General features: G+C 42.3%; 19 protein-coding genes and 1 riboswitch. Of the genes, 11 read left to right on the plus strand and 8 right to left on the minus strand.

All coding sequences use genetic code 11. From position 1 onward, the window contains the following. Positions 1–34: 34 nt before the first annotated feature. The 4 genes from HYG93_RS16260 to HYG93_RS16275 all read right to left on the minus strand — a co-directional run bounded on the left by HYG93_RS16260 (position 35) and on the right by HYG93_RS16275 (position 5102). Entirely contained in the window at positions 35–1201 is a 1167-nt protein-coding gene (locus tag HYG93_RS16260) for an acyl-CoA desaturase (RefSeq protein WP_106986263.1), read from the minus strand. 360 nt (positions 1202–1561) lie between these two features. Beyond that, positions 1562–2263, minus strand: coding sequence for a glycerophosphodiester phosphodiesterase (locus HYG93_RS16265; RefSeq protein WP_178962681.1), 702 nt, complete (start codon positions 2261–2263; stop codon positions 1562–1564). Positions 2264–2630: 367 nt separating this feature from the next. Then, the gene (locus tag HYG93_RS16270; RefSeq protein WP_178962682.1) at positions 2631–3209 is read right to left on the minus strand and encodes a cob(I)yrinic acid a,c-diamide adenosyltransferase; all 579 of its coding nucleotides are present in this window, start codon (positions 3207–3209) and stop codon (positions 2631–2633) included. 45 nt (positions 3210–3254) lie between these two features. Then, positions 3255–5102: a TonB-dependent receptor plug domain-containing protein gene (locus HYG93_RS16275; protein WP_372659169.1), complete on the minus strand. Its 1848-nt coding sequence runs from the start codon at positions 5100–5102 to the stop codon at positions 3255–3257. A 235-nt stretch (positions 5103–5337) separates the two neighbouring features. Next, a riboswitch (cobalamin riboswitch) is annotated at positions 5338–5494 on the plus strand. A 128-nt stretch (positions 5495–5622) separates the two neighbouring features. Between HYG93_RS16275 and HYG93_RS16280 the strand changes: the two genes are divergently transcribed. The 6 genes from HYG93_RS16280 (at position 5623) to HYG93_RS16305 (ending at position 12091) form a co-directional block, all read left to right on the plus strand. Next, complete coding sequence (locus tag HYG93_RS16280; protein WP_178962684.1) at positions 5623–7443, plus strand: TonB-dependent receptor domain-containing protein; 1821 nt, start codon at positions 5623–5625, stop codon at positions 7441–7443. A 165-nt stretch (positions 7444–7608) separates the two neighbouring features. Continuing rightward, positions 7609–8250: a phosphoribosylanthranilate isomerase gene (locus tag HYG93_RS16285; protein ID WP_121533090.1), complete on the plus strand. Its 642-nt coding sequence runs from the start codon at positions 7609–7611 to the stop codon at positions 8248–8250. Continuing rightward, positions 8234–9460: a tryptophan synthase subunit beta gene (gene trpB / locus HYG93_RS16290; RefSeq protein WP_117007224.1), complete on the plus strand. Its 1227-nt coding sequence runs from the start codon at positions 8234–8236 to the stop codon at positions 9458–9460. Before HYG93_RS16285 ends, trpB begins: the two co-directional genes overlap by 17 nt. A 216-nt stretch (positions 9461–9676) precedes the next feature. After that, positions 9677–10402, plus strand: coding sequence for a CPBP family intramembrane glutamic endopeptidase (locus HYG93_RS16295; RefSeq protein WP_178962685.1), 726 nt, complete (start codon positions 9677–9679; stop codon positions 10400–10402). Between the two features lie 17 nt (positions 10403–10419). Then, entirely contained in the window at positions 10420–10932 is a 513-nt protein-coding gene (locus HYG93_RS16300) for a DUF1543 domain-containing protein (protein ID WP_117007234.1), read from the plus strand. A 166-nt stretch (positions 10933–11098) separates the two neighbouring features. Then, entirely contained in the window at positions 11099–12091 is a 993-nt protein-coding gene (locus HYG93_RS16305) for a DUF2804 domain-containing protein (RefSeq protein WP_121533088.1), read from the plus strand. Between the two features lie 95 nt (positions 12092–12186). Here HYG93_RS16305 and HYG93_RS16310 read toward each other — a convergent pair whose 3' ends face one another. After that, the gene (locus tag HYG93_RS16310) at positions 12187–13056 is read right to left on the minus strand and encodes a metal-dependent hydrolase (RefSeq protein WP_106986274.1); all 870 of its coding nucleotides are present in this window, start codon (positions 13054–13056) and stop codon (positions 12187–12189) included. A 149-nt stretch (positions 13057–13205) separates the two neighbouring features. On the opposite strand from HYG93_RS16310, the gene HYG93_RS16315 reads away from it, so the two are divergent. Beyond that, complete coding sequence (locus HYG93_RS16315) at positions 13206–14246, plus strand: AraC family transcriptional regulator (protein ID WP_106986255.1); 1041 nt, start codon at positions 13206–13208, stop codon at positions 14244–14246. A gap of 42 nt (positions 14247–14288) precedes the next feature. On the opposite strand, the gene HYG93_RS16320 is transcribed toward HYG93_RS16315, so the two are convergent. After that, positions 14289–15635, minus strand: coding sequence for a Na+/H+ antiporter NhaC family protein (locus HYG93_RS16320; RefSeq protein ID WP_106986254.1), 1347 nt, complete (start codon positions 15633–15635; stop codon positions 14289–14291). 359 nt (positions 15636–15994) lie between these two features. Between HYG93_RS16320 and trpA the strand changes: the two genes are divergently transcribed. The 4 genes from trpA to HYG93_RS16340 are packed head-to-tail and all read left to right on the plus strand — an operon-like array spanning position 15995 to position 19975. Next, a complete protein-coding gene (gene trpA / locus HYG93_RS16325; RefSeq protein WP_106986253.1) occupies positions 15995–16798 on the plus strand; it encodes a tryptophan synthase subunit alpha in 804 nt (267 codons plus the stop codon). Next, positions 16795–17691, plus strand: coding sequence for an acetyl-CoA carboxylase, carboxyltransferase subunit beta (gene accD / locus HYG93_RS16330; protein ID WP_106986252.1), 897 nt, complete (start codon positions 16795–16797; stop codon positions 17689–17691). The genes trpA and accD overlap by 4 nt, the downstream gene beginning before the upstream one ends. Further along, positions 17688–18974, plus strand: a complete 1287-nt coding sequence (gene folC / locus HYG93_RS16335) for a bifunctional tetrahydrofolate synthase/dihydrofolate synthase (protein WP_178962686.1) — start codon at positions 17688–17690, stop codon at positions 18972–18974. Before accD ends, folC begins: the two co-directional genes overlap by 4 nt. Further along, positions 18971–19975, plus strand: a complete 1005-nt coding sequence (locus HYG93_RS16340; protein ID WP_178962687.1) for an SPOR domain-containing protein — start codon at positions 18971–18973, stop codon at positions 19973–19975. The genes folC and HYG93_RS16340 overlap by 4 nt, the downstream gene beginning before the upstream one ends. 62 nt (positions 19976–20037) lie before the next feature. Here HYG93_RS16340 and HYG93_RS16345 read toward each other — a convergent pair whose 3' ends face one another. Both HYG93_RS16345 and HYG93_RS16350 read right to left on the minus strand, forming a co-directional pair. Further along, positions 20038–20622 (minus strand): dual specificity protein phosphatase family protein, encoded by a 585-nt coding sequence (locus HYG93_RS16345; RefSeq protein WP_178962688.1) that lies wholly within the window; start codon positions 20620–20622, stop codon positions 20038–20040. Next, positions 20619–21437: an MBL fold metallo-hydrolase gene (locus tag HYG93_RS16350; RefSeq protein WP_106986248.1), complete on the minus strand. Its 819-nt coding sequence runs from the start codon at positions 21435–21437 to the stop codon at positions 20619–20621. Before HYG93_RS16350 ends, HYG93_RS16345 begins: the two co-directional genes overlap by 4 nt. Positions 21438–21620 lie beyond the last annotated feature (183 nt).

Consider the following 21620-nt stretch of genomic DNA (forward strand, 5'->3'; position numbering starts at 1 on the left):
CCCCATGACGGGGCTTTATGTGCAGTGTTTCAGTTTATTCTGAAACCGCTTTCTTTTTAATGTTGCGCATGAGCGTTGTTACTGTTTCACGGTGCTGTGAAAGGCGCTGTTCAACTTGCTGGAATTCAAGTTTTAGCTTGTCATCCATTTGGTGGATTTTTTCAGCGACCGCAGTCTTTTTCGCTTGAATTTCTTGTTCTTTTAGCTTAGCCCAATCGTTTAGCGTGTTGGTAAATGCTTCATATTCAAGTGCAATTTTGCTTTTTACTTGAGCTACGTCATCATTTACATTTAGGCCATACACTGCAAGATCTTGTTCTGCATATTTAAATTTCATCGCAAGTTCAGCTTTTTTAATGTTAAAGCTTGGGATACGACGTAAATTTTTGGCAAGACCTAATTTAGAACAGGTCCAAATTAACCATTTTGTAGGATCGTACTGCCACCATTTCACACCGTTACGGTAGTCGTATTGGAAAATGTGGTGGTAGTTGTGGTAACCCTCACCCCAAGTTGCAATCGCAAGGATGAAGTTGTCACGTGCAGTATTTTCGTCTGTATATGGACGAGAACCCCACATGTGGCATAGCGAGTTAATAAAGAATGTTACATGATGGCTCAGAATTAAACGTACTAGGCCGCCAAGCAGCAATACGCCCCACATGTCGCCTACAGCCCAGCCGATAGGCAATAAAATGCCGGCATGTACTGCAATGACTAAAGGCACGTAGTATTTGTCTTGGAACATCACCAATTTATTGTTTAATAAATCCGGTGCATTTTTATAGTTGGCGCCGCCTGACTTATAGTCACGAAGCATCCAGCCAATGTGTGCAAACCAAAAACCGCGGTTAATTGAGTACGGGTCGTGATCGACATCATCGACATGACGGTGATGGGTACGGTGGCCTGACGCCCAAAACAAAATACTGTTTTGTACAGCGAAGGTGCCCATGATCATCAGGACAATTTGCATTGGCAAAGTCGCTTCATAAGCGCGGTGCGCCCATAAGCGGTGATAACCCGCCGTGATCCCCAAGCTACTGAAGCCAAGCAGCACAAACATGCTGATCCAGGCTGCCGCGCTAAAATCATGGTGGTATGCATATAACGGGATTGCAATAATTGCCACGAGCGGCAAAAACAACAGTGCGAAAACGGCAATCCAGTTGATTGGTGCTTTGGGTTGGGGAGCGGTCATCGCCAGCTTAACTCCTAGAACCTTGGGAGGTATATCAGAATACAAAAACCATAAATAGATTATGGATTAATAGAACTGCATATTAGCATGAGCTTTCTCATGCTCACAGCATTATTGCACAACTGTATTGTGCAAAACAGTAACAGAATAAAACTGTGATTTAATTTATTTCAAATCCATTGCTACTGTTGGCTTAGATGCGGTTTTATATTGCCTTGAAATGTGTGAAACGCATAGTGAAATAAATGGACAATCGGTCATTATTTCCACAGTGTTTTAGTCGGCTTTTTCAATGTTTTTGAGTCCGTTAACTGCATTATAGAACAGTATATTTGTGTTGATTTAGACGACATCTAAATACTACAGCATCAGTTTTGGAAAATCTGTAATCAGCCCATCAACGCCCATTTTCTGTAAATGTTTGGCACGTTCGACATCATTCACCGTCCAAACACTGATTTTTAGACCGGCTTGCTGTGTAGCCAGCAGGATTTCATCGTTCGCCAGCTGATTCATCCAGCCGATTTGACAACAGCCCAATTGCAATGCCTGTTCGATGGCTAAAAGGCCGATATCTTCTTCAATGAGCAAACCGCGTTTAAAGGTTGAATTCTGCTGCTGTAAAGCTTGATGAATTTTTAAGTCGAAACTGGTGATCACCGCATTGTGCTCAAAGCCTTGCAGCTGTTTTTGCAATTCGCTAATTAAGGCGTTGGCCTGTTCTGCTGTCTCGACTGCTTTGACTTCAACCTCTAAGTGCTCAAAGTCCTGCATGATGTTCAGGCTTTGCTTTAAAGTTGGAGTGATTTGTTTAGGCCAGTCCAGCCAAATATGCGCTTGGTTATAAGGTTCGAGTTCTAGGCTTGAACATGCATACAGCTGTTGGTCTATGCCTGTGGTGCGCAGGAAATTATCATCATGCATGATGATCAGTTCATGGTCTTTAAGCTGGCGGACATCAAATTCTACAGCGCGTATGCCAAGGTCATGGATGTATTGGAAGCCTGCGAGGGTGTTTTCTGGGGCTTCGCCACGGGCGCCACGGTGTCCGATGATTTGCATGATCATTTTTCTGTTATGTATTTGTAGCTGATTTTAACGCTAAAGACATGAGAGTTAAAAGCAGTTACATGAATATAGGATGAGCAAAAGCCTTATTGGTCGTGTTGGGTATAATTTGTGCTAAAAAAATTAGCTGGGGGATTGGATGCTGCCTTTACAGCATTGGAATCCTGTGAAAAGTTAAATTGATTTGTGAAGCTGATCTTTTACTTTTGAAAGATCAAAAGTAACAAAAATCTATTGTTGGGTAAAAGGTTCGTCCCTGGAACCTTTACCCAACGGCGGCATCCTTGCCGCCTGTCGCGAATTAGACATTGTATAAGACGCATTTTTTAAGGCAGATTAAACGGTTTAGAATGATCTGAATTTAAATCGTGTCGTTAATATTCTTTTGCCAAAGCACTTCAGAACCGCCTTCGGCACGTTGTAATGTACGTGATGCGACAAATAACCAGTCTGAAAGTCGGTTCAAAAGCTGCAATGACGGCGCTTGAATGTTTTGGTCACGGTTATGTACAGCCATTAAACGGCGTTCTGCACGGCGGCAAACGCTACGTGCTTGATGAGCAAAGCTGCATACTAAAGTGCCTGATGGCAAAATAAAGTCTTTTAGCATCGGCAATGCTTCATTCATTCGGTCAATATCATTTTCCAAAAACTCAATAGATACAGGCTGTACCAAGTTGAAGTTTGGAATACAGACTTCACCGCCAAGGTCGAATAACCAATGCTGAATCAGACTAAGAGATTTGTCCCAAGTCGCTTTGTCTTCAATGCTGCTAAGTGCAATGTGTGAACGCAGTATGCCAATACTTGAATTGAGCTCATCGACATCGCCTAGGGCTTCAATGCGTAAATCATCCTTTGCTACACGTGATCCGTCACCTAAACCTGTTGTACCTGAGTCGCCTGTGCGGGTATAAATTTTACTTAAACGGTGGCCCATGTTAATTGTCCATTTTTGATAAAAAGTTGAATAAAGTGATGTGCATTAATATTTAACAGTGACACCGATAGAGGCTAAACGCCCACCATTCATATAATACAAACCTGAACCATACGATGAGGTTTTGTATTCGACATCACCAATATTTTGTAAATTGGTAAAGACTTTTAGGTTGGGATTGATATTCCAAAATGCGCTCATATCAATGGTGGCATAACCGGGATTGCGTGCCTGATAATCCACGGCATCTGACTTGGCATTTAAGGTTGCATTCATGCCATAAATGTCATTGCTCCAACCTGTAGTCAAGCTTAAGTTCTGACGTGGTCGGCGCTGTAAATCTTGTTTTTTCTCATCATCTTGTGCTTTCACATAATGATAGCTGAGTTTGCTTGACCATCCGCCATTTTGCCATTGCAGATAGGTTTCCACACCTTGATACACCGCTGTATTAAGGTTTTCTAAGGTGTAATTTGGACCATTCACAATCAAATGATCGACTTTGGTGTGGTACAAGGACAGGCCTGTACTTAGCCCATGATTCAGCTTTTGATCGACACCAACTTCATAAGAAATGCTTTCTTCGGGCTTTAAGTTTGGATTGCCTGACCAACTGTTATAGCGTTCGTCTAAGGTTGGCGACTTAAATGCAGTTCCAATATTGGCATACACGCTGGTTAAAGGCAGTGCTTGCAGACGAATTGCAGCTTGACCAATGGTATGGCTACCATATTTTGCATCGTCTTCTAGGCGAATTCCGAGCTGTGTATTAAGACCATCTTGATGATATTGATGCTGTAAGTAATAACCTGTGCTACGGTTATCATCTTGATAGGCCGTGCCATAAGACACAATATCACCGCTGATTTTACGATGTGTGATCCCGCTTAAAAGCGTTTGCTTTGGCGTCAGCTCAAGTTTTGAATAGATTTCCGCTTCTTGGGTTTTATTGTGGGTGAAGTCGGTGGTTGTGACCTGATCTAGCTCATCTTTAAATTGAGAAAGGCGGGCGTGCAGTTCTAAAGCAGGTAATAGACGCACTTCACCACGTAGGTTGATCATTTCATTGTTAAAATCTTGCGCGACATTGCTGTAGTTCAAGCAGTTATAGTCTTTATCTTCATTGCTACAACTGACATAAAAGCTACGACCATCGTTATGACTATAGTCCAATGAAAATGCATGATTTTCTTGTTTTGATCCGACTTTTGCACTCCAGCCTTTTTGGTCATAGCTTGCTCTGCTCAGTTCATCTAGGTCAAACACTTTGGTGGCATCTGATTCTAAGCGTTGCCCTCGAATCTGTGCGTAATAGCCATTTTTTGCGGCATCTGCGCCAATAATACTTTTATAGGTTTTGTGTTCACCTACTTCCGTACTGGCAAAGGCTGTATTTTCCGTTGGTGTCTTGGAAATAATTTGTACCACACCGCCAATCGCATCTGAGCCATACAACACAGAGGCAGGGCCTTTTAACACTTCTATTTGTTGAATATCGGTAGTATCTAGAAACTGTAATGGCGCCATGCCCGAGGTGGTTGAATTTAAGCGCACACCATCGCGCAGTACTAAGGTATGGTCAGATTCTGTGCCACGCACAAAAATCGAAGCCACTTGTCCTAAACCGCCGTTTTGCACCATATTGATAGATGCATCGTTACGCAGTAAATCACTCATTTGGGAAATAGGGGATTGCGCTATGGTTGCAGGTTCAATAATAGATATACGCGCAGGTACATTTTCTAATTTTTCTGCAGAACGTGTTGCTGTGACGACAATGGTATCCAATTGAGGTTGTGCAATGGAATCTGCTGCAACAGACATTTGGGAGCTAAAAATACAAAGTGCAGATAGGCCAGCTGCAAGCGCAGTCGGCTGAAAAGGAAAAGGCATACAAAGCTCCATGCATTTACCCCACGTAAATGATTGAGTGATAGAACACAGTGGGCAGGTATCGGACTGGCAAGGCATGGCTTGCGCACCGTTGCGGGGGCAGTGTTACAAAACTTCCCATGCCAACTGTTGTGAATGGCTTAAGTATAGAGAACTCCGATTTATCGAACAATCAAATCTATCGGGCATTTTAAGATAGCTGCATATACAGCTTGACTTGCTGTGGGGCAGAAACTAATCTGCCCATGCTTCAGGTGCTTCCTTAATTAAGAAGTGAAACTGGGAAGTCAGTCCAGCAGTATAGAGCTGTTGTTATCTGACACTGCCCCCGCAACGGTGAATCGTTATTCATAACGTAAGTCCGGAGACCGGCCTGATGCAGACCTATTCATAATGCGGCGGGCGTTATAGCGGGATTGCATGCTTTTGTCTGAAAAATGGCAAGCCTTGTCTTACCCTAAAACCGCCTCGCGTTATCCAACTTTTATTTCGCACGGGCGGTGCGATCGGGGAATACAGCATGCATTCTTTCTCTAAGACTCTTATCGGGTCGCTTTTTGTTTTATCTCCACTTTCTGCTGCGATGGCAGCAGACCAAGTTCATCAGCTTCCAGTCATTACCAACACGGTTGCCAATATTGTAGAGCAAGACTCACAAAAAACTTTGGCGGCAGTCACCGTCATTAACCGTGAAGAAATTGAACGTAAGCAATTTACGTCTTTGCAAGAATTGCTACGTACCGTACCAGGTGTGACCTATACCAACTCTGGCGGCCTAGGCCAGCCAACCAGTATTTCCATTCGTGGTACTGGCTCTACGGCGGTATTGGTGTTGGTGGATGGTCAAAAGCTTGGCTCGGCAACTTCTGGTCAAACTTCTTTTGAGCATTTGCCAATTGACCAAATTGAACGTGTGGAAGTGGTGAAAGGCCCGCGTTCAAGCTTATATGGTTCAGAAGCAGTGGGCGGTGTAATTCAAATCTTTACCCGTAAAGGTACGCAAAATGGCGTAAAACCATTTGCTTCGCTTAAGTATGGTTCACATGAAACCTATGATGCCAATGTCGGTGTGAATCTTCGTCAGGATAATACATGGGCGACGCTGAGTTTGGCTGGCTTAAAAACACAAGGCATGGATGTAACAACTTTGCCGACTGAAACAGATAAAGATGGTTATGAAAACTATTCTGCTTCAATTAAAGCAGGTCATCAGTTTAATGATCAATTTTCAGCAGACCTGAATGTATTATATGTCAACGGTGAAACCCATTACGATAATGCATCTAATGTAAATCCTTATAATAAGATTGAGCAAAATGTATATGGCGTAGGTTTTAGCTATTCACCAGTGGATCTTTGGAAAACGCAGCTGAAATTTGGTCGTTCAGAAGATAAATATGAAACCTTCAGTGCAGATAAATCGACAGGTGTATTTGATACTACAAAAGACAGCATCAGCTGGTTAAACACACTATCTTTCAATGCAAACAACACACTATTGGTGGGTGTGGATTACTTAAATGATCAAGTCGACAGCACCACCAATTACGATGAAAAAGAGCGTGATAATGTCGGTTACTATGCGCAGTATCTTGGCGATTTTGGTCGAGTGAACCTGCAAGCTGCCATTCGCCTAGATGATAATGAACAGTTTGGTGATCACACTACAGGCAATGCTGCTGTTGGTTATTCATTTAATGACAGCTACAGTACTTATGTTTCATACGGCACTGCTTTCCGCTCACCGACATTTAATGACTTGTATTATCCGGGTTGGTCAAATCCAAACTTAGTCCCTGAAGAGTCTGAAAATATTGAAATTGGATTCAAAGGATCGCAATGGCTGAACTGGTCTGTTTCTGCCTTTCATAATGAAATTGATAATATGATTTCAGGCGGAACCAATATTGCAAAAGCAAAAATTAAAGGGGTAGAAGCTGAGTTAGGGCAGTCACTGGACAACTTCACGTGGAACTTAAATTATACCTATCAAGAGCCTGAATATAACTCGGGCGCAACAAAGGGCAACCAAATTGCAGGCCGTGCAGGCCAGTTGTTGAATGTGTCTGCGGATTATACGATGGATAAATGGACGCTAGGTGGCTCTGTACACGCAGAAGACCAGCGTTATAAAGACGCTGCCAATACAACAAGCTTTGGCAGTTTTGCGACAGCAGATGTGCGTTTAACTTATCAAGCGACACCTGAATTTTCTGTACAAGCCAAACTTGCGAATATGTTTGATAAAGAATATTACACCGTGTATGACTCATTTGATGACTATTACTACCGTCAAGAAGGCCGTACGGCTTGGGTAACTCTGCGTTATGCAATGAAATAAGTTTGAGTTTGAAATATAAATTTAAAAAGCCTTGATCCGTCAGGGCTTTTTTTTGCCATGAATGCATGCTGAAAATCCACGCAATTCATGAAAATTGCATTACAATGATTCGCCTTCATATTCATAGATAGGCTATGAATAGGGCGGAGTCAGAGCCAAAACAACATGCGAACCCGTGCCAAAATCTGCGGAATTACACGTATTCAAGATATTCAATCTGTCGTCCAAGCTGGCGCAGATGCGATAGGATTTGTATTCTTTGCGCCAAGCCCGCGCAGTGTAACGGCAGCGCAAGTTGCTGAGCTGATTCAGCATGTGCCGCCGTATGTGCAGACCGTGGGTTTATTTGTGAATGCATCGGCTGCAGAGATACAGGATATTTTAAAAATTTCACCTGTAGACATACTGCAATTTCATGGCGATGAAAGTCCTGAACAGTGCAAAACGATTGCACAAACTGTTGGGCGCCGCTGGTATAAAGCCATTCAGATGAAACCTGAACTGGATGTGATTGCAGAAATCCAAGCTTTTCAGCAGGCAGGGGCAAGCGCCGTACTATTGGATGCATGGCATCCTGAGCTGAAAGGCGGTACAGGGCATAGCTTTGACTGGGCACAGTTCCCAAAACTCGATATTCCTTTAATTTTGGCGGGCGGTTTAAAGCCTGACAATATTGAAGATGCGATTCAAACCACAGGCGCTTATGCCGTAGATGTGAGCGGTGGTGTAGAATCAAGTAAAGGTATTAAAGACCAACAACTCATAGAACGCTTTATGCAAGGAGTCCTTCGTGGATCAGCAAAATAAAATCGACTATACCCAATTCCCAGACGCACAAGGGCATTTTGGTATTCATGGCGGGCGTTTTGTGTCAGAAACTCTTATGGCAGCACTTGAGGACTTAGAAAAACTCTATTTCCGCATGAAAGATGATGCACAGTTTTTGGCAGAATTCGACCGTGACTTGGCGTATTACGTTGGTCGTCCAAGTCCTTTGTATTATGCTGAGCGATGGTCGAAAGAGTTGGGTGGTGCGCAAATTTACTTAAAACGTGAAGACCTGAACCATACAGGTTCACATAAAGTGAATAACACCATTGGTCAGGCTTTACTGGCTAAGCTTTCAGGTAAAAAACGTATTATTGCCGAAACAGGCGCAGGTCAGCACGGTGTAGCAACTGCAACGATTGCAGCGCGTTTAGGCCTTGAATGCGTGGTGTTCATGGGCGCAGAAGATGTTAAACGTCAAGCCATGAACGTATACCGTATGCGTTTACTTGGCGCAACGGTTGTACCTGTGGAAAGCGGTTCAAAAACATTGAAAGATGCCATGAACGAAGCGATGCGTGATTGGGTCACCAATGTTGATTCAACTTATTACGTGATTGGTACAGTTGCAGGTCCACACCCATATCCACAATTGGTTCGTGATTTCCAATCAATCATTGGTCGTGAAGCGCGTAAACAAATTCAGGAACAAGCAGGCCGTTTACCAGATGCTTTAGTTGCATGTGTGGGCGGCGGCTCAAATGCGATGGGCTTGTTCTATCCATTCTTAAATGATGAAGATGTGAAAATGTACGGTGTTGAAGCTGCAGGCTACGGCATTGAAACAGGCAAGCACTCTGCACCACTCAATGCAGGTCATGTTGGTGTACTTCACGGTAACCGTACTTATCTGATGTCAGATGATCAAGGTCAAATCATTGAAACACATTCAATTTCTGCAGGTTTGGACTACCCAGGTGTAGGCCCAGAACACAGTTTCTTGAAAGATATGCACCGTGTGAACTATGTGCCAATCAATGACACTGAAGCGCTACAAGGCTTCCGCGACTTAACACATATTGAAGGTATTATCCCTGCGTTAGAAAGTTCACATGCGATGGCTTATGTCACGAAACTTGCACCGACGATGGATAAAGACCAAATTATCATTGCGACTGTATCAGGCCGTGGCGATAAAGACTTAATGACAGTTGCCCGCATTGATGGCGTGGAAATGGTTGAGATGTAAAATCTGCCCCACCCCCTCTTTAATAAAGAGGGGAAAAGCCCTCCTTTGTTAAAGGAGGGTTGGGAGGATTAAAAAAATCGCGCAGAAGTCATTTTGCGCGATTTTTTTATGACCTTAAATGTAAGTCTAAAAAGGCCTACAAAAAACAAGCAAAGTTAAAGAGTGAGATAAGTCACAATATTGCTGAAATTTATAGCGTTGAAAGACTCAATAATAATGACATTTACACACTTGGTTCGTGCTGAATCCTTTCCTCAAAAAATCATTTGGAATGCACGGGATACTTTTGCGGTACTCATTATTCCTTTAATTTTGCTAAATAGCTTTGTCTTGGATCAATTGTTCGGTGCATCGGTTCAAGTTGCTTTGGGCGATTCGATTTTTCGTGGCATTTTATTTATAGCTGTATGTTGGCTCTATAAGACGATGCTGTATACGCACTGGCAAAAGTATAAACAGGTCTTTTGGCGCTCAAGTCTGTTGGTCATTGCTGGCGCGGTGTTATTGCAAGTGGTGATTTCTCTCACACGTAGCCTGTTGCCATTGGGAGCAAGCGGTGAAGAAAAAGCATCTATTGATCCCAATTCGATTGCCTTTTTTAGCTTATTGATCATCAGTCTTGGGCCATTATTTACCGCATTGCTGGAAGATATTATTTTCCGCTATACCTTGCTGCAAAAGCTGTTCGTACAGCCGTGGCTGTGGCGTGTGGTTTTAGTCTTGTTTAACTCAATTGTGTTCGGGTTAATTCATTATCATAATTTTGATGGCAATCTGATTGCGACAATAAGCTTTATGATGGCAGGCTTGTTTCTAAAATTAATCTATCTTTGGACGCGTAATATTTGGCATGTATTACTGATCCATTTTATGAATAATGCAGTATTATCCTTGGGCGGGGTGATTGTATTTAAAATGCTACAAGCTTTTGGTTCTATTTAAAATTTATGGAGAAAGCTGTGTTGAGCTTATTTATGGTGATGTTGGGTGGCCGTCATGCACGTGCAAATACAGAAGTACATGATGTGGTTTTTGCTATCGGCAATCAATTTGAAGACTGCTATCCACAGCTGCGCGAAGCATGGTTTGGTGAACAAAAGGGCCTACATATTGATGCATGGATGAAAGTCAGTGGTGTGATGTCAGAAGGCATACCGTATCAACTTCAATTGACTAATGCTGCGCCACATGCGACTTCACTCAAGCTGTGGTTGATTAACTTGGGTGGTTATGATGCAGCAGAATTTGGTGAGCTACACCGCTATGTATTGGTGCCAGCGATCACGGAGGCCGAAGCGAAACAACAGGGTAAACAGTATTTTGCAGCCCATTGGCAAAAACAGCATACGGACCGTGTGTTAGAGGTTGACGATTGTATTAAGGTGGACTGCATACACGGGCGTTATATCGAGTTAATGAAAGCTGATTTTGCCCCGCAACAGTGGGAGAATTGCTATATCCAGCTAAATTGAGTCTAAGCTTAGACCTGTAATATAGCGTGCTGAATAGGCTTGTCACATCAGGTATTTATTTTTGTGAAGATATGCAGTATTTTGCTGAATAGACTGTTCAGCGACTGATTAATCCGCATAATAAGAACAGGATTTTTCAAATCAATTATGCAAAGGATAGGCATAAATGGATTTAATACAAGCCAATGGACAGCCCCATTATGGGCGCTTTAGTTCTTTGCCAAATCAAATTGATATTCAGCGTTATGAGTATCGAACCCCGTATGGAAAAGTATTAAACGGGTGGCGTAAGCAACTTAAATATAAGAAATTTAAATTTTGTAGCATTCAACATCAGCACTATACGATTGGTCTGGCTATCGCTGATATTGGTTGGGCGGGGCATGCTTTTGTGTATGTATACGATCATATCCATAATGAAGTGATGGATTGGAATGCGATCAATATCTTGTCAATGCAAACAAAAGTTGATGAGCAACCGCTATTTAATCAAAGTCATTTTATAAAATCTGAAATGCAAGTGGATATTGAACATGCCAATGGTGTGCGCTACATCCGTGTAAGTAAATATGGTGAATTGCAATTAAGCGCACGTATTTTTTGTGCAGGGACAGATCCACTTAGCTTATGTACGCCTACAGGGATTAATGGCTGGACTTATACACAAAAACTCACCACTTTAGGCTGTGAAGGTTTTTTTAAAAATAAGCGTGGGCAAATCGTACAGTTTAATGATCGTACCTTTGCTTCATTGGATGATACGTGCGGATTTTTAAGACCGGAAACAGCATGGTTTTGGTTGTCATGTAATTTTTGGGATACCGAGAAAAATCGTATTGGTCTGAATTTAGCTTCAGGTGTCAATGAAAGCTTTGGCAATGAAAACTGTTTGTGGGTCAATGGAGTACTGTACGAACTCAGCGATATTTTATTTGAGCACCAGTCAGATGACTTATGGCATATCCGCTCTTTAGATGGTGCTTTAGATTTAACGGTACATACCAGTTGGCGACGTTATGAAAACCTCAATCTACGTTTGGTGGGGAGCCAGTTTAGTCAGTGGCAGGCCAAAATCAGCGGATCAATTCGGCATAAAGAGCAAGAGGTGATTTTGCTCAATGAATATGGCTTGTTAGAGCGCCATTATGCCAAATGGTAATAGGCTGTATTAAATATTTAAGCCTGCACAAAAAAGCCGTATCGCGAGCATGATACGGATACGGCTTTAACTTTTGATCCTAGATCGTGTGATTGCTATTTAGCAGCTTGCCAAAAAACTTCAGCTGCTTGAATAGGATCTTGAGTTTCTTCAAAGGTCTTAAGCCATAAATTGTAGTTATCGACGATGGGATGTTGGCTTGGGTGAAAATCTTTCTTAAACCAATCACGATAAGGCTTGCTCATTCGCGTTAATGTGCCTTTTTTGCCAAAGAACCAAGGTAAACCTTTGGCATTTAATTTCAGACGTTCAGTGAAGCTGAAGCCGTCATGTTTTAACATCACATTGGCGCGGTAAAGTGTAAAACCTGTCATTAAGGCACTGGTCCAGACTAAGGTAAACTTACGCAAGCCTTCATCGACATTTGCCACATCTTTCATCACATCAAATGCGACATCACGGTGTTCCATTTCTTCAATTGCATGCCAAATAAACAAGGCTCGAACATAAGGATGAGCTTCTTGTAGCACTTCCTTTCGGCTACAAAAAGTTTCTGCCATGAGCGCTGTCAAATGCTCCGCAGAAGCAGTCATTGCAATATTGTATTCGGCAGAGCGCTGGCTCAATTCAAACTTAAAAATTTTATTTAAGCGTTTAATGAAAGCATCAACAGGCATGCCTTGCTGTTTCATCAGCTGGTTCATTTTGTCATGTGCCATGCCATGCTGTGCTTCTTGACGGATAAAATCAGCCACACGGAGTTTTAAGTCTTCGTCTTGAATTTGATCGCGAAACAAACGCACAGATTCAATAAAATAACGCTCACCATCTGGAAAGGTTAGGCTAAGCGCATCAAACATTCGGGTGAGGAAGGGGTCGCCACCAAACCAAAAGCGTGGAATTTCCTCGAGTTTAAAATTTAATTTTGTGCGTACTACTGGATGCACTTGGACTATCGCATTCATATTTTTTTTACTGTTATAGCCTTTGATGATTGCAGTATGTCGAATAAAAAGCACAAAGTTTTGACAGTACTTGCCAATTTTTATACATTTAACGCCAAAGTGAAAATTTAGAATGTCAAAAAGACAGAATAAAAATAGAGCGTGATGTCATGAATGAATTACACATACCAAATGGTTATTATCAGTTATGGAATATGTATTTGCTCAAACGCGGGCTAGATTATCATTGCTTACAAAGCATCATGCCGTATGTATCACAGCTAGATCATTTATTAAGCCTGCCGATTGATTCTCAGTCACCATACACTTTTTTTAATTTGGTCATGCAGGCAACACAGCAGGAACTAAACTGCCCAAATTTAGTTTTTGAAATGGCGGAGCTCATACGGCCTGAGCATTTTGGGGTGTTGGGCTATATGGCAACCCGTTCTAATAGCGTGGCAGAAGCCTTGCAATACATTATGAAATTTAGTCGCTTGGTGATTGACGGTGCAGAAGTGACACCCATGCAATTGTCTTCGATAGGAGATGAATTTTATTTAACTTGGCCTCTGCATGACGCTAAATACGCTTTGGTCAACGAGCTGACCACGGCCTGTATGGCACATTTGGCCAAGCAAATATTTCCAAGTTCTTTGGTGCTAAAATGTATGAAATTTGCGCATGCACAGCAAATGGCTCGTTTTCATTATGAAAAATTCTTTGCCTGTAAAATTGAATTTGAACACCCTAAGTATGCCTTTGTATTAAACACGGCCAGTTTGGATCTAAAGTCAGAGCTTGCAGACCCGTCACTGATGCAATTACTGCTGAAGCAGGCTGAAGAAGCAATAGCCTCTAAACCCAAGCTAGAAAATATTGTGCAACAGTTACATCAACATATTGCGCAGCATTTAAAACAATATGCACAAGCACCCAAAATAGAACAGATGGCCGATGAGCTATATACCTCAGTACGGACCTTGCAACGCCATCTTGCTGAGGAAGAGAGTTCATTTAAAAAAGTGTTGGAAATAGAGCGTTTGAAGCGTATTGAACAACTGCTGTTACAGCCCTTAAGCTTATTGGATATTGCTTTACAGTTGGGTTATTCAGACCAGTCTGCATTGGCACGTGCTTATAAAAGTTATACAGGCCAAACCTTGTTACAACGCCGTAAAGCATTAAAGTTAGAGGCTGATGAGCAATAAAAAGCGGCCTTTAAGAGACCGCTGAAAATATTTTTTAAAGTTTTATGATGTTTGGGTTTTGGCATCTTTAAGTCGAGGATAACGACAGATGATTGCCACAATGGCAAATATAGCCAATATCCAGCAGTAGTAAATTGAGCTGATTAACTCAATCGGTGAAATTTTTACAATAGAGCAGGCAAGGAGTAATTGAGCGCCGTATGGAATAAGACCTTGTACAACACAAGAGAAAATATCCATTAAGGCAGCAGCGCGTTTGGGGTCTACGCCGTACTCTTTGGCAACTTCACGCGCCATATCTCCCGAAAGAATAATGGCAACAGTATTATTAGCCACAAAGAAGTTAGAAAAAACCACCAAGAAGCTAATCCCAATTTCGCCCGCGCGTTGTCGTCCGACTTTGAGTAAACGGGTCATACTGTAAATGCGCTGAATGAGCCACTCCAGACCACCTTCGCGTTGCATAATGGCAGATAAACCACCCAAGAACATAGAAAGCAAAGCCACTTCAAACATGCCAATAAAACCATCATAAATGGCATTATTGAAAGCCAAAAAGTTAAAATCTGATTTTAATAACAGCCCCATCACGCCCGATAAAATCACGCCAATACTTAATACAGCCAATACATGCAAACGACTAAAAGCCAAAATAAATACGGCGACATACGGAAGCATTAACCAAGGATTATAGGCTTTCACGCTAATGGTTTGAACGCCACCACTTAAGAGCATATAAATGATTAGGCTGACAATAGATGCAGGAACAGCAATCCAAACATTGACACGGAATTTGTCACGCAACTGTACATTTTGGCTACTGGTTGCTGCAATCGTTGTGTCCGAAATCATCGATAAATTGTCACCAAACATGGCGCCACCAACCACGGCACCAATTGCGTAAACGATAGGAATGTCAGTTGCATGGGTAAAACCAAATGCAATTGGTGCACAGGCAGCAATCGTGCCCATAGATGTGCCCATCGCTGTAGCAATAAATGCTGAAATCACAAACAGCATAGGTAAGATGAAGCTTGGTGGAATAATAGATAAACCAAATTGTACTGAGGCTTCTACACTGCCAATGCTACTGCTGACGCTTGCAAAAGCCCCTGCCAACATAAACACCATAAACATCAAAATTAAGTTGGGGTGGCTGGCACCTTTTAAAAATTCATCAATACTGGCATTGAGTTTGCCTCGGTAGAGTAAAATGGCCACCAAAATTGCTGGAAATGCAGCAACTGGCGCTTTGATTTGATAAAAAGCAAACTCAGTACCAATGAGTGTGTGGTAAATACCACTTCCTAAAAATACGGTCAAAAAAACAATAAGAGGAAGCAGTGCAATGGCACGGGCCTGCACTTTTCCTGAGGAGAGGGTGGTCATAGGAGATAAAAAAAATAAACAATGCAACTAGTATAGAGCAGGTTTTGCAATTTCAGAAAATTTAAATGTAAATGCTAAGCCTGTTATTTATATCGTTTTTTTAGCAATAAAATTAAGTTTATCTAAAATCATAAGATTTTTTAATTTCCTAAAATTAGGCATCTTTGATCATTGTGAAAAAAAACGAAATAACCGTAAATGATGCTTTCAGGCTTTTCTGGATATTTGCGCGAAAGTTAGAAATGCAAGCATAACGTTTGCCACCCTATTCAAGGGGTGAAAAATAGCGTTACAATGCGGAGTCTTGTATTTCTGCAAAGCCAAAACAGTTTTGAACCATTCAAGGAAAGTATATCTCTATGTCACGTCTAGCTGCACGATTCGGAGCGCTTAAATCTCAACAGCGCAAAGCTTTGGTTTCTTATGTTATGGCAGGTGATCCTCATCCGCATGTAACTGTACCGTTGCTTCATCAAATGGTCGATGCCGGCGTAGATGTGATTGAATTGGGACTTCCTTTTTCTGACCCTATGGCAGATGGCCCTGTTATCGCTTTAGCTGCAGAGCGCGCTTTAGCAGGTGGCACAAATACGCTTGATGCACTCAACATGGTCAAAGAATTCCGTCAAAATGATACAGAAACACCTGTAGTTTTGATGGGCTACTTAAATCCAGTTGAAGTGATTGGCTATGAAAAATTTGTGGCTTATGCACATGACTGTGGTGTGGACGGTATTCTTTTGGTCGATTTGCCGCCAGAAGAAGCAAAAGATTTGGACGAAGTATTGAAAAAATACGATATGGATCAAATTTTCTTGCTTGCACCAACTTCAACTGATGAGCGTATTCAGCACGTGGTAAAACAAGCCAGTGGCTTTGTTTACTATGTATCGTTGAAAGGGGTAACAGGTGCTGCAACTTTAGATGTGTCTGAAGCTGCAAACCGTATTCAGAAAATCAAAGCTGCCACTGATGTACCAGTGGGTGTTGGTTTCGGTATTAGTGATGCGACCTCTGCGAAAGCCATGGGTGCAGTAGCTGATGCTGTGATTGTCGGTAGTGCTTTTGTAAAGCAATTTGCCAGCTTAGCGCCAGAACAAGCCGTAATTGCAACGGTGAATAAAGTGAAGGAGCTTCGAGCAGCGCTCGATGAGTTAGTATGAGTCAAGACCTCAAAACAGGGAAAACGTTAAGCCCGGCTACGCCGTGGACAGATCGTGGTGTACCTGGCATTCATGTGCCAGATGAGCAACAGACATTAAAAGCGACTTTTACTGAGCCAACGATCGAATGTCCTGAGTGTCATGCCTTAGTAACACGTACTGCAATGTCATTTAATGCTTATGTTTGTCCGCAATGTGATGAACATTTGCGCATGAAAGCACGTGATCGTTTGAACTGGTTTTTTGATCAAGTACAAGCAGAATTAGGCCAAGAATTTGCGGCAAAAGACCCACTTGGTTTTGTAGACAGTAAGCCATATCCAGAGCGTATGGCAGAAGCTCAGAAAAAAACTGGCGAAACAGAAGCGTTGGTTGTCATGCAAGGTTTACTTAAAGGTATTCCATTGTTGGCATGTGCTTTTGAATTCGACTTTATGGGCGGTTCAATGGGTACAGTGGTTGGTGATCGTTTTGTGCAAGCGGCAGAACGTGCTATTGAGTTGAATCAACCCTTAGTCTGCTTCGCGGCTTCTGGCGGTGCGCGTATGCAAGAAGGCATGTTGTCGCTTATGCAAATGGCGCGTACCTCTGCAGCCATCCAAAAAATGAAAGATGCTGGTTTGCCATACTTAGTGGTATTAACACATCCAGTTTACGGTGGTGTAACTGCATCTTTAGCGATGCTCGGCGATGTTCACTTGGCTGAACCAAAAGCCATGATTGGCTTTGCTGGTAAGCGCGTGATTGAGCAAACAGTCCGTGAAAAATTGGAAGAACCGTTCCAACGTGCAGAATACTTGCTTGATCATGGTGTAATCGATCAAATTGTTCACCGTCACGCATTACGTGATACAGTTTACCGTATTGTCGCGAAACTGATGAATTTGCCTTGAACACACCAGCACCTCTTGCAACAGATTCTTTAAACACATGGCTCGATTATTGGGGCCATGTTCATGTTACAGGGATTGATTTAGGCCTAGAGCGGGTCATTCCTGTAGCTGAGTATTTGGGTGTTACCCGCCCCAATGCAAAAGTATTAACCGTTGCAGGAACCAACGGTAAAGGCTCAACCACGACAACTCTAGCGGCCATTTTAAATGCGCAAGGGTATAAAGTTGGTCTTTACCAATCACCTCATATTTACCGTTTTAATGAACGCATTAAGCTTCAAGGCAAAGAGGTTGATGATCAGTCCCTGATTGATGCTTTTGTTGCCGTCGATCAAGCACGTCGTGCCTGTGATTTAACTTTATCTTTTTTTGAAGCGACGACACTGGCCGCTTTTGTTATTTTTAAAGCTCAAAGTTGTGATGTATGGGTACTTGAGGTCGGCTTAGGTGGTCGTCTTGATGTCGTTAATGTCATTGAACCTGATGTTGCTGTTATTACCAACATTGGCCTAGATCATACTGATTGGCTAGGCGATACGATTGAAAAAATTGCATTTGAAAAAGCAGGCATTATTCGTCCAAATATTCCAGTGATTTTTGGCGGCCAACAACAACTCCCGCAAGCCATTCAAGATAAAGCCGAAAGCTGTCAAGCACCGTTATATGCAGTGAATCGTGATTATTTCTATCAAGATAATTTAGATGGCAAAACATGGTCTTTTGCTTCCGCAGGTACCACTTTAAATTTACCTGTAGGTCGTTTGGCCTTGGAAAATATTTCAACTGCGGTCGCTGCAGTTTTGTTAAGTGGTTTAAATGTCACACAAGAAGCCTTAGTCACAGGCATACAAAATGCACAATTACAGGGACGATTTGAAGTTCGTGAAATTGCGGGTAAAACTGTCATTTTTGATGCGGGACATAATCCACACGGCGTTGAATTTTTGTTAAATCAATTGCGAAAATTCATGCAATACAATAAACAGTACACTGAAGTCATCAGTGTTTTTTCAATGTTAGCCGATAAAGATATAAAATCTGTCGCTAACCTGTTGAAAAACTCTGTTTTAATGTGGAAGATTGCACCATTAACTGTAGCTCGTGCAGCAGACATCGAACAGCTAGACGATGCACTGCAGGGATTGAATGTACAGCATTTCGACAGCATAAAAACAGCTTTTCAATCAGCGCTGGATGAAGCAAAAAATAATCAGCTGATTATGGTATGTGGTTCTTTTCATACCTTGGAAGCGGTCTGGGAGTATTTGGAAGAATGTCAATGAATAACAAACAACGCTGGATGGGTGGCGCTGTTTTATTAGGGGGTGGCGTATTACTGGCCGCTCTACTGCTAAAAGGGCAGGACGAAATACATCAAAATCGTAACGTTGCCCCTGAAACTGCCAGTGCCGAACAAAATAAAATCAGCAATGATGCAGGCTTAACCGTCGATGTTGCGACAGAAAAGCGTCTGCTAGAAGAGCAAAAACGAGCACGTGAAAAATCAGTTGCAGAGCAAGAAGCACGCGCGGCTGAATTTTTAGCAATGCAACAACAGGCCGAAGCCGATGCGGCGCGTAAAGCTGCAGAAGAATATGCAGCTTTAAATGCACGTCGCACAGCACAACAAAGCTCAGATAATATTCCACCTGAGTTGGTTGAAGATGATCAAGCTAAACAAAAGCGTTTAGCTGAGGAAAAGTTGGCAGCGCAAAAAAAGCTAGATCAGCAGAAGTCACAACAGCAGGCTGATCAAGCCAAAGCAACTGCGACCCAAAAAGCTGCTGAAGAAAAGCGCCAAGCTGCTGAAAAGCACAAAGCAGAAACTGCAAAAAAAGAAGCTGAAGCTAAACGTAAAGCCGAAGCAGAGAAGAAAGAAGCCGAAGCTAAGCATAAAGCTGATGCAGAAAAGAAAGAGGCTGATGCAAAGCGTAAGGCTGATGCTGAGAAAAAAGAAGCTGAAGCCAAGCGTAAAGAAGCAGAGGCAAAGAAAAAAGCTGAAGCAGAAAAAGCCCGTGATTTGCTGGAAAATGGCGATAAGCAATGGATGGTACAAGTGGCTTTGGCTGCCAATGAAGCCAATGCAGATGCTCTTGCGGCAAAACTGAAAGCTAAAGGTTTTAAAGTGACTAAAAGTCCAACCTCTAAGGGTGTGCGGATTATGGTTGGCCCAGCCAAAGACCGTGATTCAGCTGATGCTGCACGTAAAAAAATTACTTCTGATGCCAGCTTGGGCATGAAGTCTGCTTGGGTGATTGAGTGGGTGCCACTCGACAAACGTTAAGCTTTGCATTGACTGTCTTCGGCCCATTGAATAGGCCAAATCACAGGAAATGACCCACAAATTTAAGATGGATTCGTGAGTTGCTCACGAATCCATTTTATATTTTCAGGTCTAAATAAAGCCTCAATATTGATCCAAATAGGATGGAAGCCAAAACCGCCATGTTTCATTTCTGCTAAGGCATCTGCTTCAGACCATCCTTCAAAAATAATCCGATACATTGCAATGCTCGCACCTGTGCGATCCGAACCGTGATAGCAATGAATCAGTACATTTTGATGCTGTGCTTGAGCAGCTTGTAGTTGCTTCATCACTTGAAGTAAGTCATTTCTAGAAATTGACCATGTATGAATAGGGATATGCACCAATGCTAAATTTTTCTGTGCAAAAGGCTGTGTATCTGCATCGCGCGCTCTTAAATTAATGATGGTGTGAATTTGTTTGCGTTGAAGCGTAGGGATGAGCGCATTAGACGGTTGTTCACTACGATACAGCCAAGGGCTGACTTGATATAAATTTATCTTCCGATCAATGACAGTTGCCCATTGTTTTGGGCGCTGTTGTTCAGTCCAGCTAGGGGAACTCATGCATCCTGTAAAGCTTATTGACAGTGTGAGCATAAGGATTGTACGGCTGTATTTTTTCATACAGCGATATACCTTGCTAACTCAATTGGGTCATGTGCACAAATGAGCTCAATACTGTTTTCATGTTGCGCGAGGTGTTGGATGTTTTTGAGGTTATGTATGCGTTGTACGTTGTCATACGCAAATACACGTTCTAATTGATTCAGGGTGTGGAGCTTGTGCTGGCCATCGAGTTCAAGGTGTGAGTAGTAAGCATCGCCACAAAAGAATAACCAGCCATCCTTATGGCGAATAGCAATTCCACAATGTCCGGCACTATGCCCAGGCAGAGGAATGAGTAAGATTTCATCTTGAAATAAGTTGAAACCTTGTACGCGATTTAAATTAAACCAAGCTTCACCATTTAATGGCTCAATAAAATTCCAATAGCGATGTTGTTTAAATTGCTGTGGTTTATAGCGTGCGCGATTTTTAAAGTCTTTTAAATTTTGCGTGGCATTGTATTCACTCGAAAGTACATGCACGGTTGCAGCGGGGAAGTCTGAAATACCACCAGCATGGTCAAAATCTAAATGAGATACCAAGATATGTTTTACATCGCTGGGTTTAAAGCCCAACTTTTGCACTTGTGCGATGGCAGAGAGTTCTAAATTTGTTTCAATACGCCCAATGTGTGTGGTTATACGACCGAGTCGTTGCTTTGGATGTAAATAATCTTGAATACCTAAGCCTGTATCGACCAAAACAAGGCCTTGGTCTGTTTCCAGTAATAGGCAATGGCAGACCACATGCGCTAATAGGCTGGACTGGCCAAAAAGTGGGCCGCAGACTGGGCACATTGTGCCACAGTGTAAATGATGAATATTATGGATCATGGCGATTTTATATTTAGATTATGCTGATTTATTGATGCTGATTTTACACATAAGCCAGCCACTTAGGCGTAGTTGTTGTGCAAACTTAATCAATCTCTAAATATAAAAAAAGCCCATCCGAAGATAGGCTGTTGATTCTAGCGCTACATGGCTCGTAAAAATGTAAAGCTATAGTTGGGAATA

The sequence above is a fragment of the Acinetobacter sp. SwsAc6 genome (assembly GCF_013391565.1).
Classification (GTDB): domain Bacteria; phylum Pseudomonadota; class Gammaproteobacteria; order Pseudomonadales; family Moraxellaceae; genus Acinetobacter; species Acinetobacter cumulans.

What these genes read in the sequence shown, in the direction of transcription:
- HYG93_RS16260 (WP_106986263.1), bottom strand. Translation starts at nt 1,201, where the DNA reads ATGACCGCTCCCCAACCCAAAGCACCAATCAACTGGATTGCCGTTTTC.
- HYG93_RS16265 (WP_178962681.1), bottom strand. Translation starts at nt 2,263, where the DNA reads ATGCAAATCATCGGACACCGTGGCGCCCGTGGCGAAGCCCCAGAAAAC.
- HYG93_RS16270 (WP_178962682.1), bottom strand. Translation starts at nt 3,209, where the DNA reads ATGGGCCACCGTTTAAGTAAAATTTATACCCGCACAGGCGACTCAGGT.
- HYG93_RS16275 (WP_372659169.1), bottom strand. Translation starts at nt 5,102, where the DNA reads ATGCCTTTTCCTTTTCAGCCGACTGCGCTTGCAGCTGGCCTATCTGCA.
- HYG93_RS16280 (WP_178962684.1), top strand. Translation starts at nt 5,623, where the DNA reads ATGCATTCTTTCTCTAAGACTCTTATCGGGTCGCTTTTTGTTTTATCT.
- HYG93_RS16285 (WP_121533090.1), top strand. Translation starts at nt 7,609, where the DNA reads ATGCGAACCCGTGCCAAAATCTGCGGAATTACACGTATTCAAGATATT.
- HYG93_RS16295 (WP_178962685.1), top strand. Translation starts at nt 9,677, where the DNA reads ATGACATTTACACACTTGGTTCGTGCTGAATCCTTTCCTCAAAAAATC.
- HYG93_RS16305 (WP_121533088.1), top strand. Translation starts at nt 11,099, where the DNA reads ATGGATTTAATACAAGCCAATGGACAGCCCCATTATGGGCGCTTTAGT.
- HYG93_RS16310 (WP_106986274.1), bottom strand. Translation starts at nt 13,056, where the DNA reads ATGAATGCGATAGTCCAAGTGCATCCAGTAGTACGCACAAAATTAAAT.
- HYG93_RS16315 (WP_106986255.1), top strand. Translation starts at nt 13,206, where the DNA reads ATGAATGAATTACACATACCAAATGGTTATTATCAGTTATGGAATATG.
- HYG93_RS16320 (WP_106986254.1), bottom strand. Translation starts at nt 15,635, where the DNA reads ATGACCACCCTCTCCTCAGGAAAAGTGCAGGCCCGTGCCATTGCACTG.
- trpA (WP_106986253.1), top strand. Translation starts at nt 15,995, where the DNA reads ATGTCACGTCTAGCTGCACGATTCGGAGCGCTTAAATCTCAACAGCGC.
- accD (WP_106986252.1), top strand. Translation starts at nt 16,795, where the DNA reads ATGAGTCAAGACCTCAAAACAGGGAAAACGTTAAGCCCGGCTACGCCG.
- HYG93_RS16340 (WP_178962687.1), top strand. Translation starts at nt 18,971, where the DNA reads ATGAATAACAAACAACGCTGGATGGGTGGCGCTGTTTTATTAGGGGGT.
- HYG93_RS16345 (WP_178962688.1), bottom strand. Translation starts at nt 20,622, where the DNA reads ATGAAAAAATACAGCCGTACAATCCTTATGCTCACACTGTCAATAAGC.
- HYG93_RS16350 (WP_106986248.1), bottom strand. Translation starts at nt 21,437, where the DNA reads ATGATCCATAATATTCATCATTTACACTGTGGCACAATGTGCCCAGTC.